This is a genomic window from Micromonospora sp. NPDC048040 (genome assembly GCF_055587185.1).
Genome location: NZ_JBVJGT010000003.1, coordinates 96,555 through 112,090 on the forward strand (window position 1 = coordinate 96,555; position 15,536 = coordinate 112,090).

The 15,536-nt window shown below is 71.0% G+C and carries 14 protein-coding genes and 1 other RNA gene; 9 read left to right on the forward strand and 6 right to left on the reverse strand.

Annotated elements, in window-relative coordinates:
• Positions 1 to 41: 41 nt before the first annotated feature.
• Positions 42 to 299, reverse strand: a complete 258-nt coding sequence (locus tag ACZ6O2_RS04980) for a DUF3040 domain-containing protein (RefSeq protein WP_111132775.1) — start codon at positions 297 to 299, stop codon at positions 42 to 44.
• A gap of 786 nt (positions 300 to 1,085) precedes the next feature.
• Positions 1,086 to 1,757 (reverse strand): bifunctional DNA primase/polymerase, encoded by a 672-nt coding sequence (locus ACZ6O2_RS04985; protein ID WP_466022044.1) that lies wholly within the window; start codon positions 1,755 to 1,757, stop codon positions 1,086 to 1,088.
• Positions 1,758 to 2,003: 246 nt separating this feature from the next.
• Between ACZ6O2_RS04985 and ACZ6O2_RS04990 the strand changes: the two genes are divergently transcribed.
• The 5 genes from ACZ6O2_RS04990 (at position 2,004) to ACZ6O2_RS05010 (ending at position 6,784) form a co-directional block, all read left to right on the forward strand.
• Positions 2,004 to 3,230 carry a helix-turn-helix domain-containing protein gene (locus tag ACZ6O2_RS04990; RefSeq protein ID WP_466022045.1) on the forward strand — a complete coding sequence of 409 codons (1,227 nt, stop codon included), beginning with the start codon at positions 2,004 to 2,006 and terminating at the stop codon, positions 3,228 to 3,230.
• Positions 3,231 to 3,246: 16 nt separating this feature from the next.
• Positions 3,247 to 3,819, forward strand: coding sequence for a flavoprotein (locus ACZ6O2_RS04995; protein ID WP_466022046.1), 573 nt, complete (start codon positions 3,247 to 3,249; stop codon positions 3,817 to 3,819).
• A 173-nt stretch (positions 3,820 to 3,992) separates the two neighbouring features.
• On the forward strand, positions 3,993 to 4,823 hold the full coding sequence (locus tag ACZ6O2_RS05000; RefSeq protein WP_350708021.1) for a Nif3-like dinuclear metal center hexameric protein: 831 nt from the start codon (positions 3,993 to 3,995) through the stop codon (positions 4,821 to 4,823).
• The gene (locus ACZ6O2_RS05005; protein ID WP_466022047.1) at positions 4,820 to 5,557 is read left to right on the forward strand and encodes a zinc ribbon domain-containing protein; all 738 of its coding nucleotides are present in this window, start codon (positions 4,820 to 4,822) and stop codon (positions 5,555 to 5,557) included. Before ACZ6O2_RS05000 ends, ACZ6O2_RS05005 begins: the two co-directional genes overlap by 4 nt.
• A 3-nt stretch (positions 5,558 to 5,560) precedes the next feature.
• Positions 5,561 to 6,784, forward strand: a complete 1,224-nt coding sequence (locus ACZ6O2_RS05010) for a bifunctional RNase H/acid phosphatase (protein ID WP_466022048.1) — start codon at positions 5,561 to 5,563, stop codon at positions 6,782 to 6,784.
• A 1-nt stretch (position 6,785) separates the two neighbouring features.
• Here the strand turns inward: ACZ6O2_RS05010 and ACZ6O2_RS05015 are convergent, their stop codons facing one another.
• On the reverse strand, positions 6,786 to 7,643 hold the full coding sequence (locus ACZ6O2_RS05015; protein ID WP_466022049.1) for an alpha/beta fold hydrolase: 858 nt from the start codon (positions 7,641 to 7,643) through the stop codon (positions 6,786 to 6,788).
• 164 nt (positions 7,644 to 7,807) lie between these two features.
• Here ACZ6O2_RS05015 and ACZ6O2_RS05020 point away from each other — a divergent pair, with 164 nt between their 5' ends.
• On the forward strand, positions 7,808 to 8,065 hold the full coding sequence (locus tag ACZ6O2_RS05020) for a DUF3311 domain-containing protein (RefSeq protein WP_350707810.1): 258 nt from the start codon (positions 7,808 to 7,810) through the stop codon (positions 8,063 to 8,065).
• Positions 8,065 to 9,720 (forward strand): monocarboxylate uptake permease MctP, encoded by a 1,656-nt coding sequence (mctP, locus tag ACZ6O2_RS05025; RefSeq protein WP_466022050.1) that lies wholly within the window; start codon positions 8,065 to 8,067, stop codon positions 9,718 to 9,720. The genes ACZ6O2_RS05020 and mctP overlap by 1 nt, the downstream gene beginning before the upstream one ends.
• A gap of 105 nt (positions 9,721 to 9,825) precedes the next feature.
• Here the strand turns inward: mctP and ACZ6O2_RS05030 are convergent, their stop codons facing one another.
• On the reverse strand, positions 9,826 to 10,296 hold the full coding sequence (locus tag ACZ6O2_RS05030; RefSeq protein WP_357451013.1) for a MarR family winged helix-turn-helix transcriptional regulator: 471 nt from the start codon (positions 10,294 to 10,296) through the stop codon (positions 9,826 to 9,828).
• A gap of 53 nt (positions 10,297 to 10,349) precedes the next feature.
• Between ACZ6O2_RS05030 and ACZ6O2_RS05035 the strand changes: the two genes are divergently transcribed.
• On the forward strand, positions 10,350 to 11,582 hold the full coding sequence (locus ACZ6O2_RS05035; RefSeq protein ID WP_466022051.1) for an MFS transporter: 1,233 nt from the start codon (positions 10,350 to 10,352) through the stop codon (positions 11,580 to 11,582).
• A 67-nt stretch (positions 11,583 to 11,649) separates the two neighbouring features.
• Here the strand turns inward: ACZ6O2_RS05035 and ACZ6O2_RS05040 are convergent, their stop codons facing one another.
• Entirely contained in the window at positions 11,650 to 12,411 is a 762-nt protein-coding gene (locus ACZ6O2_RS05040; RefSeq protein ID WP_350707816.1) for a sulfite exporter TauE/SafE family protein, read from the reverse strand.
• Positions 12,412 to 12,538: 127 nt separating this feature from the next.
• On the opposite strand from ACZ6O2_RS05040, the gene rnpB reads away from it, so the two are divergent.
• An RNA gene (gene rnpB, locus ACZ6O2_RS05045) (RNase P RNA component class A) lies at positions 12,539 to 12,951 on the forward strand.
• A gap of 551 nt (positions 12,952 to 13,502) precedes the next feature.
• On the opposite strand, the gene ACZ6O2_RS05050 is transcribed toward rnpB, so the two are convergent.
• Positions 13,503 to 15,485, reverse strand: coding sequence for an NACHT domain-containing protein (locus ACZ6O2_RS05050; RefSeq protein WP_466022052.1), 1,983 nt, complete (start codon positions 15,483 to 15,485; stop codon positions 13,503 to 13,505).
• Between the last annotated feature and the right edge of the window lie 51 nt (positions 15,486 to 15,536).

Here is a 15,536-nt window from a genome sequence, read left to right on the forward strand (position 1 = left end):
GGCCGGCGGATCGCCGGCCCGTCGGGACCGTCGTCGCCCGGTCAAAGCCAGCGGCGGCGGAACCGCCACATGAGTGCGGCGTTGGCCACCAGCACCACCGCGCAGATGGCCCCCGCCAGCCGGCCGGCCAGCACGGTCATCGCCGGGAGCGAGGCCCACAGCACGATGGTCAGAAGCATCAGCCACCGGCTCCGGCGGGCCCGGGCCCGGTGGTCGAGCCGGGCGAAGAACGCCGGGTCACTCTCCCGGAGGTGACGGGTGATCTGCTCGAACCTGCGCTGATCCTCTTTGCTGAGCATGTGCCTTCCCCTCACGCGTTCAGCGGTTCGGCGGCATACCCGCTGCGGCGGCGGCTCACGCTCCCGTCCTGGTGCTACTTTGCCGCCCGCGCGGGCGGCGGCGTGCCGGGCCCGGGGAACGGGCGCTTCAGGGCACGCTTGTCCGCACCTCAAATTCGCCTGTGCCACTGAACGCGGCGGCAAACGTCGGCTGACCGGAAATCGTTACGTCCGACCCGTGGCGTGCCGCGTACGCCCTGCTCGGGAGGTCCGTGCCGGGGCGGGTGGAAACCCCTGCCCGCCGCGCCGTGCTCCATCGCCTTCCCCAAAACCCCTGCCCCGCCCCCGCCCCGCTCGCTCGCGCGATCTTGCAGTTTCGGCCCTCGTTTCGCGCTGAATGGCCGGTATGCCCGGGCACAAAGCGCAAGATCGCCGGGCCGGGCTGGGGCGGCTCAGGGCGGGGGTGGGGTGGGCTAGCGGAAGGGGCGGTGGGTGGTGGCCGGGCGGGAGCCGACGGGGCGCGGGCGGCCCGGGCGGGAGCCGGCGGGGCGGGTGGCCGCCCAGCGGCGGCGCGGACGGTGGTGGCGGGGCGGCGGCTCGGCCCCGCCCGGCTGACGCGCGGTGTCGTCGGTGGACATGTAACCCCCGCTCCCGGCGCGGACGCGCCGTCGCCGTGCTCAACGAGCACCGGCCCTCCGGCGTCGCGTCCGACCCGCTCGGCGGGAACCGGGGCTTCGGCGTCGCGCCCGTCGCGTCCGAGGCGCTCGGCGGGAACCGGTGCTCCGTGCGGCCGTCGAGGGGAGGCGGTCACATGCCCCGGCGGGGGAGCGGCAGGTGCCCGGGGAGGAGGTCGGAGGTGAGCGTGACGCCGGTGGCCCGCAGGGCGTCGATCAGGGCGTTCTGCACCAGGTAGGAGTCCGGCAACTGCCAGCGGGCCTGCTCGGGTGCGACCGCCCAGCGGACGGTGCCCTCGGGCAGCCGGGTCGGCGGGGCCGGGATCCACGAGCCGGTGCCGTGCCGGACCACGTGGAAGCAGTGGTCCAACTCGGGGCGGAGCGGATCACCGGGGCGGACCAGGAACATCCAGCGGCCGGTCGGGGTCACCAGCACCGGCCCGCGTACGCCGACGCCGGCCGGGTGGGTCTGCACCGCGTCCAGGACGCGCCGACCGAGGTGCGTGGGGACCTCCAGCACGTCGAACGCCCGTCCGGTGGGCAGCAGCACGCCGTGCGGCCGGGTGCGCCACCAGGTTGCCACCCGGGCCGGGTCGGCGCTCGCCACGTGCTCCCAGTTCTCCAGCGCCGGGTGGCAGCCGACCGTGGGACAACCGGCGCGCCCGCAGACGAAGCGGCTGCGGGCGAGGCAGGCGCCGGGGGTGACGTCCCAGCCGTGCGCCGCGTAGCGCACGGCCACCCGACGCAGCCGTACGCGCTCCAAGGGCGACAGTTGCACGACGCGCGGCCCGACATTCCCCCACATGTGCCATCTCCCTTCGCCGGACCTTGGGTCGGCGCCCAGGTCGCATGTCGAGCACCGTCACTGCCGTAACCCGCGATCGTTGAGCCGACGAACGGCTCATGCAACTTGCACGAAATCTACGAGAACTGGCTGTACGGCTGACGTACACGCTGTGCGACCAGCGGAAACCTGAGGCGTACCGCGCGCCCGCAACCGCGATGGGTCAGCCGGCCGTCGGCCGGGGTCGGACAGCGGAGGGATGGGCAGATGGACGAGTTACCCATAGGGCGGCGGGTGGCCTACTGGCGGGGGCGGCGCAAGCTGTCCCAGCAGGTCTTCGCGGACCGGCTGGGCAAGTCGAAGAGCTGGGTGGACAAGGTCGAACGCGGGGTGCGCCGGCTGGACAAGTTCTCCGTCCTCTACGAGATTGCCGACATCCTCCAGGTCGACGTGCAACTGCTGTTCGGCAAGGACCCGGAGCGGCGTACGGACACGTTGAACTGCATCGACCAGGTCGAGGTGCAGGAGATCCGGGCGGCCCTGGAGCGGTACGACTCGATGAGCGCGTACTTCGACGCCGCGCCGTACCCGCCCCCGCTGGACGACATGCGCAAGGCCGTCAACCACGCCTGGCTGACCTACCAGTACGGCCGCTACGGGATGCTCATCCGGGCGCTGCCGAAGCTGCTGCGCGACGCCCAGGCCGCCGACGCCGGCTACGGCGGCGACCAGGCCCGCGAGGCGGCCCACCTGCTCGGTCAGGCCTACCAGATCGCCTCGTCGGTGCTGCGCAAGCTGGGCGAGTGCGACCTGGCCTGGCTGGCCGCCGACCGGTCGATGGCGGTCGCCCAGCGCGCCGACGACCCGCTGCTGGCCGGCATCGCCACCACGCGGGTCTGCAACGCGCTGGTGGCGATGGGCCGGCCCCGGCCCGCCCTCGAACTCAACGTCACCATCGCCAACCGGCTCGCCCCCGGCGGCGGCAACGAGGTGTCCCCGGACCGCCTCTCGGTCTACGGGATGCTGCTGCTCCAGGGCGCGATGGCCGCCGCCCGGATCGGCGACTCCGCCACGGTCGGCGATCTGATCAACGGCGCGCAGGAGGCAGCCACCCTGCTGGGCGGTGACCACAACCACTACTGGACCTCGTTCGGGCCGACGAACGTGGAACTGCATCGGGCGGCAGCCGCGGTCGAGATGGGCGACGGGGGCCGCGCGGTGGAGGTCCACCACCGGATCCAGGAGCCGGCGTTCAACGCGCTGCTGCCCGAGCGCCGCGCCCACCATCTGCTCGACATCGCCCGGGGCTTCGCCCAGGTCGGCGACGTGGCCAACGCCGGCGAGATGCTGCTGCGCGGGGACCGTCTCGCCCCGTCGGACATCCGCTGCCGGCCGATCGCCCACGAGGTGATGTCGGACGTCCTGCGTCGCACACGTGGTGCGCCGCCTTCTCCGATCGCGGAGTTGGCTGAGCACATGGGAGTCGGGGTATGAGCGCGGAGCCGGCCTGATGACCGGCCCGCACCCGAGCAGCGAGCGCCGCGAGGTGCTCTACGTCATCGCCTGCGGCTCGCCGCTGGCCCGCCACGTCGGCCGGCTCGTCGAGCTGGCCCAGCAGGACGGCTGGGACGTCTGCGTGGTCACCACGCCGGACGGCGCGAAGTTCGTCGACCGGGCCGCGCTGGCCCGGCAGACGGGGCACCCGGTCCGCACCCACTACAAGAACCCGGGTGACCTCGACGTGCTGCCGCCGGCGGACGCGATGATCGTCTGCCCGGCGACGGTCAACACGGTCAACAAGTGGGCGGCCGGGATCACCGACACGCTGGCCCTCGGGCTGCTGGTCGAGGCGCAGGGACTGGGGGTGCCGCTGGTGGCCGTGCCGTACACCAACGCGGCGATGGCGGCCCACCCGGCCTTCCGGGCCGGCATCGCCCGGCTCGCCGAGTGGGGGGTGACCGTGCTCTTCGGCGACCACGTCGTCCCGCTGCACCCGCCCGGCACCGGCGAGCGCCACCTGGACGCCTTCCCCTGGGCGATGTGTGTGGCCGCCGTCCGGGACCGGCTCTGCCCCGTCGCCTGACGCGCAAGGAGGTGGTCCCTTGCTGACGCTGTACGTCAGCAAGGGACCACCTGGCGCGCCCGGTAGCGGCGGGGACACGCCGTCGCGTCGGTGGGCGACGCCCCCGGCCACGGCCCGCGCCGGTAAGCTGGCCCGCCGTGAGCACCAACGCGGACCCGCCGACCGTCTCCGACGTGGTCGCCGAGCTGGAGCGGCGCTACCCGCCGGCGTGGGCCGAGGAGTGGGACCGGGTCGGGCTGGTGCTCGGCGAGCCGTGCGCCCCGGTGCGCCGGGTCCTCTGCGTGGTCGACGTGGTGCCCGAGACGGTCGCCGAGGCGCTCGACGCCGGCGTCGACATGATCGTCGCCCACCACCCGCTGCTGCTGCGCGGCGTCTCCTCGGTGGCTCCGACGACCTACAAGGGTCGGATCGTCCACCGGCTGATCAAGGCCGACGTGGCGCTGTACGTCGCGCACACCAACGCCGACGTGGCCGACCCGGGGGTCTCCGACGCGCTCGCCGCCCGGTTCGGGCTGACCGGGCTGCGCCCGCTGCACCGGCCCGCGCCCGGCTCGCCGGCCCACGGCGCCGGCCGGGGGATCGGCCGGATCGGCGAGCTGCCGGAGCCGATGACCCTGGCGGAGCTGACCCGGCACGCCGCCACGGTGCTGCCCGCCACGGCCTGGGGAGTTCGCGCCGCCGGGGATCCCGGGCGTATGGTTCGAACCCTCGCGGTCAGCGGCGGCGCGGGGGACGCTTTCCTCGCCGACGCGACCGCCGCCGGGGTGGACGCGTTCCTCACCGCCGACCTGCGGCACCACCCGGCGGGCGAGCACCTCGCCGCCGACGGCCCGGCCCTGCTCGACGCCGCCCACTGGGCGACCGAACGACCGTGGCTGGACGACCTGGCCGCCATCCTGCGGGAGGCGACGGGCGTCGAGACGCTGGTGTCCGACCTGGACACCGACCCGTGGACCGTACACGCCGCCCCACCCGCGGTGGACGACAAGGAGCCCCGACCGTGAAGGCTGACCCGCAGGTCCAGCGCCGCCTGCTCGACCTCCAGGCGATCGACACCACCCTCGCCCAGCTCGCCCACCGCCGCCGCACGCTGCCGGAGCGGGCCGAGCTGGAGGCGCTGGCCCGGGAGTTGTCCGCGCTGGAGGACGAGCGGGTCCGCGCCCAGGTGGCGGTCGACGACCTGGACCGGGACATCGCCCGGCTGGAGAAGGACGTCGACCAGGTGCGCGCCCGCAAGTCCAAGAACGAGGACCGGCTGGCCGCCGGCACCGGCCCGGCCCGGGAGCTGGAGGCCCTCCAGCACGAGCTGGCCTCGCTCAACCGCCGCCAGGGCGACCTGGAGGACGCCGAGCTGGAGCTGATGGAGCAGCGGGAGACCGCCCAGGGCGTGCTGGACGGCGTCGAGAAGCGGCTCGCCGAGGCCCGGGAGAAGCGGGACGCCGCCGAGCGGCGCCGCGACGAGCGGCTGGCCGAGATCGCCAAGGAGGAGGAGTTCAAGCGCGGCGCCCGCCAGCCGCTCGCGGCCGACCTCCCGGCCGACCTGGTCCAGCTGTACGACAAGATCCGCGAGGACTCGGGGCTCGGCGCGGCGCTGCTCACCGCCGGCCGGTGCGGCGGCTGCCGGCTGGACCTCTCGGGTGCCGACCTGGCCCGGATCCGCAAGGCGGCGCCGGACGAGGTCGTCCGCTGCGAGGAGTGCCGGCGCATCATGGTCCGCACCAACGAGTCCGGCCTGTAGCCGGTGGCGCCGCGCGTGGTCGTCGTCGAGGCCGACGGCGGGTCCCGGGGCAACCCCGGCCCGGCCGGCTACGGCGCGGTGGTCCGCGACCCGGGCACCGGTGAGGTGCTGGCCGAGCGGAGCGAGTCGATCGGCGTCGCCACCAACAACGTCGCCGAGTACCGGGGGCTGATCGCCGGGCTGGAGGCGGCCGCCGAGCTGGGCGCCAGCGAGGTCGAGGCCAGGATGGACTCGAAGCTGGTGGTCGAGCAGATGTGCGGCCGCTGGCAGATCAAGCACCCGGGGCTGCGCCCGCTCGCCGCGCAGGCCGCCGGCCTGGTGGACCGCTTCGCGGCGGTCCGGTTCAGCTGGATCCCCCGGGAGCGCAACCGGCACGCCGACGGCCTCGCCAACGCCGCCATGGACGCCGCCGCCGCGGGCCGCGTCCCGGCCCCGGCCCGGGTCGAGGCGCCGCGCGTCGTGGAGCCCCCGCGCGAGGTCGCCGGCCCCGATTCGGCCGCCCGGGCGAGGGCCCGCGAGGTGGCCGCCCGCGCCGCCTCGGCGGCGACCACCGGCACCGACCCGGCGACCGCGCCCGCCTCCTGGGAGCCGCGGCCGAGCTTCACCGCCACCCGGCTGATCCTGGTGCGGCACGGCGAGACCCCGTACACCGAACAGCGCCGCTACTCCGGCCGCGGCGACGTGCCGCTGTCCGAGCGGGGTCGGGCCCAGGCCCGGGCCACGGCCGCCCGGGTGGCCGAGCTGGCCCTGTCCGTCGCGGCCGTGGTCAGCTCGCCCCTGTCCCGGTGTACGCAGACCGCGGAGGCGATCGCCGGGGCGCTCGGCGGGGTGCCGGTCCGTCGGGAGGACGACCTCGTCGAGTGCGACTTCGGGGCCTGGGAGGGGCGTACCTTCGCAGAGGTCCGCGAGGAGTGGCCGGGGGAGATGGACGCCTGGCTCGCCTCCACGCGGGTGGCCCCGCCCGACGGGGAGTCGTTCACCGACGTCGCCGAGCGCTGCCGTCGCGCGGTCGACGGGCTGTGCCACGCGTACCCCGGGGAGACCGTCGTGGTGGTCTCGCACGTCTCGCCGATCAAGCTGGTGCTGCGTGACGCGCTCGCGGCCGGCGACGGGTTCCTGCACCGGCTCTTCCTGGACGCCGCCGGCATCTCGGTGCTGGACATGTGGCCCGACGGCGGCGTCGCCGTGCGCACGGTCAACGACACCGCCCACCTTCCCGCCGACTGAGTCAGCCGGCGAGGAACCGTTCCACGGCCGTCGCGAACGCCTCGGGCTCGTCGACGAACGGGACGTGGCTGGAGCGCGGCAGCATCACCAGATCGGCCTTCGGCAGGATCCCGGTCAGCTCGTCGACGGCCTCCGGCGCCGGCGCGGCGTCGAGCGCGCCGGCCACGACCAGGGTCGGCACCGCCACGTCGGCCAGGGCCGCGCGCAGGGCGGCGCGGTCGACGTCGATCCCGGCGTAGAAGCCGGCGGCCGGGGCGGGTGCCCGGTCCTTCTCCTGCTCGGCGGCGTGGGCGCGGGCCCGGTCGGTCCACTCGCCGTACAAGAACGGGGCGGCGGCGAGCCGCAGCGGGCTGATCTCCGTGTCGTCGGCGCCGCGCGTCATCGCCTTGCCCCAGGACTCCATCGCCGACGTCGCCTCGGCGTACCACGGTTCGTCGGCGCGGCGGGCGTGCGCCTGCGCCATTCCGAGCGGTGCGGTGAGCAGCAGGCGCAGGCTCGGCGTGACCAGCACCAGCCGGCGAAGGCGGTGCGGGTACCGGGTGGCGTACAGCAGCGCGACGCTCGCGCCGGCCGAGTGGGCGAGGAGGTCCATCCGGTCCAGCCCCAGGTGGGCGCGGAGCGCCTCGACGTCGTCGACGATCCGGTCGCAGCGGTAGCTGGCCGGGTCCGCCGGTACCGCCGAGTCGCCGCTGCCCCGGCTGTCGAGCAGCAGCAGCGTCCGGCTGGCGGACAGGCCGCCGAGGTCGCCGAGGTAGCGCGACGCCTGGGCCGGGCCACCTGGCAGGCAGACCAGCGGCCGGCCCTGGCCGAGTCGGTGGTAGGTGAGGGTGGTGCCGTCGTACGACGAGAAGGTCGGCATCAGGGCATGGTGCCAGGTCCAGTTGGCAATCGGTGGCCCACCATTTGGCGCAGCGGATCAACCGTTCGGCGCAGCAGCGTCCTCGGGCTGAACGTGATGGCGGTCACACGGCCGTAACCTCCGGCCGTCACATGACGATCCACGACCACCCGGAGGTGTGTCAGATGGCCGCACCCGAACCGGCCGCCCCGGATCCGGAGGCGCGGGTGACCGCGTCGACCCGGGCGAAGGACAAGAGCCCCTGGAACTGGTTGCTCTTCATCCCGATCGTGGTCCCGCTGATCCCGGTGTTCTTCAACGGCGACTCGCCCCGGTTCCTCGGCTTCCCGCGCTTCTACTGGCTCCAGCTCGCCTACATCCTGCTCGGCGTGGCCACCACGACGCTGGTGTACCAGATGACGAAGAAGCGGGGTGGGCGCTGATGTGGCAGGACCACCTCACCGAGATCATCGTCTTCTCGCTGCTGTTCCTGCTGGTCAGCGGGATGGGGTTCGTGGCCGCCCGGTGGCGCGCCCCGAAGGACATGGCCCACCTCGACGAGTGGGGGCTGGGCGGGCGCAACTTCGGCGGCTGGATCACCTGGTTCCTGGTCGGCGGTGACCTCTACACGGCGTACACCTTCGTGGCGGTGCCGGCGCTGATGTTCGGGGCCGGCGCGGCCGGGTTCTTCGCCGTTCCGTACACCATCGTGATCTATCCGATGGTGTTCCTGGTGCTGTGCCGGCTCTGGTCCGTCTCGCACCGGCACGGCTTCGTCACCCCGGCGGACTTCGTCCGCAGCCGGTTCGACTCCCCGGTGCTGGCGCTGCTGGTGGCGATCACCGGCATCGTGGCCACGATGCCCTACATCGCGCTGCAACTGGTCGGCATCGAGGCGGTGCTCAAGACGATGGGGGTCACCGGCGAGAGCGCCCTGGCCCGGCACCTGCCGATCATCGTCGCGTTCGCGATCCTGGCCGCGTACACCTATCAGTCCGGGCTGCGTGCCCCCGCGCTGATCGCGTTCGTCAAGGACACGCTGATCTACATCGTGATCCTGGTGGCGGTCATCTGGCTGCCGTACAAGCTCGGCGGCTGGGGCGAGATCTTCGACGCCGCCGACGCGAAGTTCGACGCGTCGCCGAACCCGAACGACGGGGTGCTGCTGGGCGCCAACAACCAGCTCCAGTACGTCACGCTGGCGTTCGGCTCGGCGCTGGCGCTGTTCCTCTACCCGCACAGCATCACCGGCGTGCTGGCCAGCCGGAACCGGGACGTCATCAAGCGGAACATGTCGGCGCTGCCCGCGTACAGCCTGCTGCTCGGGCTGATCGCGCTGCTCGGCTTCATGGCCATCGCCGCCGGGGTGAAGCCGCTGCCCGGGGCGAAGGAAGGGAGCGTGGACAGCAACACCGTGGTGCCGGTCCTGTTCGACCAGCAGTTCCCCGACTGGTTCGCGGGCGTCGCGTACGCGGCCATCGGGATCGGCGCGCTGGTGCCGGCGGCGATCATGTCGATCGCGGCGGCGAACCTGTTCACCCGCAACATCTACAAGGAGTACCTGAAGCGGGACGCCTCCCCGGCCCAGGAGGCGAACGTATCGAAGATCACCTCGCTGGTCGTGAAGGTCGGGGCGGTGGCCTGCATCGTCTTCCTCGACCCGCAGTTCTCCATCGACCTCCAGCTCATCGGCGGCGTGATCATCCTCCAGACGCTGCCGGCGGTGGCGCTGGGCCTCTACACCCGCTGGTTCCACCGGGGCGCGCTCATCGCCGGCTGGGTCGCCGGCATGGGGCTGGGCATGTGGATGCTCTACCAGATCCCCAACGCGGCCACCGGGCGCAAGCACTTCGGCGGCTCGGCGTTCCCGCTGGCCGACTTCGGCTTCGACACCCCGAAGACGATCTACGTCGGGATCGTGGCCGTGCTGGTCAACCTGGCGGTGGCGGCGCTGCTGACGGTGGTGCTGCGGGCGGCGAGGGTGCGCGACGGCGGCGACGGCACCACGCCGGACGACTACTTCGCCGACGAGGGCGACCCGCGGGTCGTGCCAGGTGGGGGCCGGGGCGCCGACGCCGCCCCGGAACCGGTCGCCTGAGCGGCTCGCGCAGTCCGTTCGCCCCCGGGTCGTGACCGGCCCGGGGGCGACGCGCGTCCGGGTGCCGGCGCGCGGCGGGTGCCCGGGTGCCGAGGCGGGCGCCGCTCAGCGGCGGGGGCGGGACTCCAGGGACTGGTTGAGCCGGTGCAGCATCTCGGCCAGGGTCCGCCGGTCGTCGGGGTGCCAGTCGGCGAGGATGGTGCCGTAGAGCCGGGCTCGGGCGGCCCGGACGGCGGCCACGCGTTGCAGGCCGGTCGGGGTGGGGGAGACCACCGTGCCGCGCCCGTCGGTGGGGTCGGGCTCGCGCACGATCAGCCCGTCGCGCTGCATCGCCGAGACCTGCCGGGTGACGGTGGAGCCGTCGAGTTCGAGCCGGGCGGCGAGCGCGGAGACGTTCTGCGGGCCGGCGCGGTCCAGGTGGCGCAGGATGACGTACGCCGCGCGGTCGAGCAGCCGGTGCTCGGCGTTGCCGGTGCCCCGCCGGGTGGCCTCGCCGAGCCGCATCAGCAGCGCCACCTCGGTCTCGATCCGGCCGAGGACGTCGTCCTCGCTCTCCGTCGTCCGGTCGTCCGTCATGGCTGTATAGTACAGGAAAACTATCTGTATGATACAGCTATATGGGAGGCGGAGTGGATCGGCGTTCCGAACCGAACCGCAGTGCCATCTACGCCACCGTGCTGGTGGCATTCCTCGCCATCTCCGGCATCGCCGTCGTCGACCCGATCCTGCCCGCCATCGGCGAGGCCATCGGCGTCACCCACTGGCAGGTGGAGCTGCTCTTCACCGCGTACATCGCGGTGATGGCCCTCGGCATGATCCCCGCCACGCTGGCCAGCGGCCGGTTCGGCTTCAAGCCCGTCCTCGTCGCCGGGGTCTCGATCGTCGGCGTCGCCGCGATCCTCGCCTCGTTCAGCGGCGACATCGTGCAGCTCTCCGTGCTGCGCGGCTTCTGGGGGCTGGGCAACGCGATGTTCTTCGCCACGGCCATGGTGGTGCTGGTCAGCCTCGCCGTCGACCGGGAGTGGGTGGTCGGGCTCTTCGAGACCGCACTCGGCCTCGGCTTCGCCGTCGGCCCGCTGCTCGGCGGCCTGCTCGGCGGGGTCAGCTGGCGGCTGCCGTTCTTCGTCTGCGGCGTCTTCATGGTCCTCGCGCTCGCCGTCGCCGCCCGCCGACTGCGCGAGCCGGCAGACCGGCAGCCGCCCGTACGGGTGGGCCAGATCTTCGCCACCTACCGCCGGCCGGCGTTCGTCGCGCTCTGCGTCGTCACCGCCGCATACAACTTCGTCTTCTTCGTCGTCCTCGGCTACACACCGCTGTTCCTGCACCTGGACGTCATCCCGCTCGGGCTCGCCTTCACCGGCTGGGGCATCGGCCTGGCCGTCGGCATCCTGCTGCTCGGCCACCGGCTCGCGCACCGGATCGGCGCCGTGCAGACCGTCGGCGTCGCGATCGCCGGCCTGCTGGTCTGCATGGTCCTGTTCGCCACCTCGGCCAGCACCACGCAGTCGCTGGTGGTGCTCGTCGTCGCCGGCCTGTTCATGGGGCTGGCCAACGCCAACCTCACCGACCTGGCGCTCGGCCTGGGCGGCGGCGACCGGCGGCTCGCCACCGGCGCGTTCAACCTGGTCCGCTGGGGTGCCGCCGCGCCCGCGCCGATCCTCTCCGGCAAGCTCGCCGAGCACTCCCTCGCCCTGCCGTTCTGGGTCGGCTTCGCGGTGCTCGCGGCCGGCGCGCTGGTGTATCTCGGCTGTGCGCACGCGATGGCCGCCGGCCACGGCGAGCGGGTGCTCTGGTCCCGCTGGAACCGGGCCGCCGCCGACGCCGAGCGCGCGCCGGAGGAGCCGGTCGGCGAGGCGTACTGAACCGGCGCCCCTGCCCGCGCTGGCCCGGGTGACCCCGGGGGGCTCGTCGCTCCCGGGGCGCGCCGGGTCAGCGCAGGGCGCGCGAGAGCAGGTAGAGGCCGATCACCGAGCCGAAGACCACGATCAGGGTCTTGAGCACCACCGGCGGCAGCCGGCGGACGATCCGGGCGCCGGCGTACCCACCGACCAGCGTCGCCGGGGCGACCAACGCGACCGCCGCCCAGTTCACCGGGCCGAACAGCGCGAACACCACGAGCGTGGTCAACCCGACCGCGGCGGAGAGCAGGTTCTTGATCGCGCTGACCCGGGCCAGCGTCGCGTCCAGCACCAGGGCCAGGCCGGCGACCAGCATCACCCCGAGCGCCGCGCCGAAGTAGCCGCCGTACACCGCGCCGACCGCGACCATGGCCTGCACGCTGACCGTACGGCGGCGCGGCGACAGGTCGCGCGGATGCCCGACCAGCCGGCGCAGCGGGTCCTGGAAGGCGAGCACCGCCGTCGCCCCGAGCACCAGGAAGGGTACGACCAGTTCGAACGCCCTGGCCGGGGTCGCCAGCAGCAGCAGCGCGCCGGCGACCGTGCCGACGATCGTGGTGGGCAGGAGCGTGGCCAGCGCCCGCCCGCGCGGCAGGTCCTGCCGGCTGCCCGCCACGCTCGCCACGTACCCGGGGAAGACGGCCACCGAGTTGCTCACGTTCGCCGGCACCGGCGGCAGGCCCACGGCGATCATCGCCGGGAACGTGATGAGCGAGCCCCCGCCGGCCACCGCGTTGACCGTGCCCGCGGCGAGACCGGCGGTGAGCAGCAGCGCGACGTCGGAGAGGTCCATGGTCCCCAGAGGCTAGTACGCCGCCTGCCCGGCCGCCGTCGCTGTGTCCCGGGGTGGTGGACGCCTATTCCCGGAAGGGGCGGCAATAGACGCGGGGTGCGCGTCGTTAGGATGAGTGCGCGACGGACGAGTCGACCGGGCGGTCGCGTCGGCGGGCTCCGGCCCGCCGCCGAGGAACGTCCGGACTCCACAGGGCAGGGTGGTTGCTAACGGCAACCCGGGGTGACCCGCGGGACAGTGCCACAGAAAACAGACCGCCGACCCCATCGGGGACGGTAAGGGTGAAACGGTGGGGTAAGAGCCCACCAGCACCCCGGGTGACCGGGGTGGCTCGGTAAACCCCACCCGGAGCAAGGCCAAGAAAGGGCCGTCATCGCAGGATGACGACCCGCGCAGACGCTTGAGGGCTGCCCGCCCGATGTCTGCGGGTAGGCCGCTGGAGCCTGCCGGCGACGGTAGGCCGAGATGGATGGCCGCCGCCGGCGCGTGCCTTCGGGCCCGTGCCGGTCACAGAATCCGGCGTACAGGTCGACTCGTCCGTCGCCCACCAGCTCAGAGCCCTGATCAAGGCTCTGAGCTGGTCTTTTGTTTGGTGCCGTTGGTTGACCTTGGTCATCGTTGGGTGGCGTTTGACGGCCTGGCCACGGCCTGGGACGGCCTGGAGACGGCCTGACCGGGGGATCAGCGGAAGCCCTCGTCCTGGCGTGTGCTGCCCCGTCATGAGGGCTTCTAGGCGGCAAGGGCGGGGTCCTGCACGTTGCCGGCGGCAGTAGGTGGGGCCGGGCACCTTCTGGCGGCGGAGCTGCCTTCCGCGATTCAGTGACACGGTGGCAAGCCAGTCCCGGGGTTGGACTGGCGCGGCAGCCGGAAGCCCCGACCACGCGACCAGGCCGAGCCGCTGGCTTCCGTCAGGCCCTTCTGAGGCTGCTTCCTGCCTGTGGTGGGGCGGTGTCCCGGCGGCTGTCGGTGGCTCACCGCCCCGGCGCCGTAGGCGGCCGGGGCGGATTGCCGCCGGCCGGGCTTGCCGCCCCGCACCGCGCGGAGCGCGGTGCCTTGATCAAAGAAAGAGTAATTCGGCAGTTGGTCTCCGTCTAGATCTGAAATGAAGCGGGAGTTTCCAGTGCTTGCATAGCAGCTTGTCGCTTGTCCTTGACGGGCAAGTAGATGGTCGTCGAGCCGCGTCCGACAGTAGATAGCCATCTCTCTGAGACGAGCTGCACGAGCACATCAGCCACGATCTGGCGGTCGGCCTGACTTAATCCACGAGACAATGCGCCTTCTTTTCGTCCGGATCCGCGCTGAGCATAGACCTTTTTCAAAATCGTCAGAGCCACGGTAGTTCTCCGAGGAAGTGGCAACTGGGCGATGCCCGCAGTGGTGTGGGAAGCTTGCGAGAATTCCTGCACCTCGCAGTTCTGAAAGTTGCTCTCAAGGAATGACGGGATGTCTGATACCCCATCGACGAATCCAATCAGGCACTTATCGAAATGAGGTGATTCTGTCGAAGATGAGACGCCGGTCAAGTCCAGTGTTTCAATGACGGAGTCTTTGATGTGGAGTAAGGGTAAAGTTAGGGAATCTCCGACTGACAGATAGTCGAAGTAAACTCCCTCAACGAAATACCCGGGCGGCTTTATCTCAGCGTCAATCTCATCAATTATACCAATTAGGTCGGCAAGAATTGCGTCGTGCAGCCCCTGTGTATCACGGTGTTTCAATGCTGCCTTCACCGCGCCTGCGCCTGCGCCACTTTGGGTTAAGACATGGGCAGCTACCGAAAGAGTAAGTTCATTCGACGCGTGCACCCAGGATGCTGGCTGCGTAAGCGGATGCCCTTGGTAAGGGCTGGAAATGTATTGGGCGAGATCGTTGCCAAATGCCGCATCGGATAGGGACTGATCGGCAAAGACGCGTTCTTCGAGCCGCTCAGAATTCTCACCTGAGGAGGTTAGGCCAGGCAATCGCAGTAGTAGCTGTATGCCTTCGTCGTCTGGGCGTCGTCCGTTGACCTCGTAGAATGCTTGCTCCATGTGTCCCATGCTTACCGGGCCAAGAGCCTCGCCGCGACTTCGTGCAAGGGTTGCTACGCGTGCGAGAATCGCCCGCACGATGTCCGGTCGAACGCCAGACAGTACCCTTGCCTCCCGTGCGCAGATTTGGTTCAAAAGCTCGTCCCACGCCGCAGCCGTTGACATATCACTCTGGCCAGAGAGGTCGGAAAGCGCACCTGAGTTCAACAAGTACGCGAGCAGCAGTGGCCGTGTAGGTAGCCACTCTGGCAGGTCCGATGAAGTGGACTTCAAAAATTGCTGCACCTGCTTGGCGTCAAAATCCGTTAACTCGAATTCGAGATCGTTTTCCGTTAGGCCAAGGGTCTCGCGGCACTCGGTGAGCGATGTGAAGTAATGAGCGCGGCCGCATACAGCGATTCCCGTTTCTTTCCGCGCGTCTTGTATAAGCTTTCGCACCGGGTCAAGTGCTTGCCAGCGAACCGTTCGAAGGTCTGAAACGTTGCCAAGCCAGCGAGTTGGAGTAACTTCATCGAAGCCATCCAAAAGGAGAATGCAAGCTCCAGCGCGCCAAGCTGAGATTAAGCTTCGCTCTCCCTCGAACCCAATTTCTTCCGCGTGTCGTCGCAGTATTTCGGCTGGAGTGCGGAGGCCAATGCAATCCCTGAGGTTTATGTGAAGTGGAAAGCGACTTTCTTCGGGATTCTTGGCGTATTGTGCTCGAAGCAAGAGGTATAGCTTTTTTAGCGCATGGCTCTTGCCGACTCCGAACTGGCCATGCAGAAGGATTCTTCGCCCCTGAGTCAACTGATCGGCGAGGCTTTGTACGTTGAACGCAGTGCCTCCGGCGGCAAAACTCTGATCTACATCTCCGGTTCCGTCCGCTGGCGAGAATCCGACGCTACCAAAGGGGGTAGTTGTCGCGCGACCGGAGATAGCCGGATACATCGCACAGCCGTCGTTGCAGTGTGCGTAAACTGATGCAATGAATTTTGACGGACTGGGGTGCCGCTTTATTCGCCTCTTTCTTGACGGCCTCTCTCTGATCTCCTGTTGGTTCCTCACGAGTTACGAACCAGCCCACAATGCTCTTATAGGAATTGTTCGGTAGCTTTG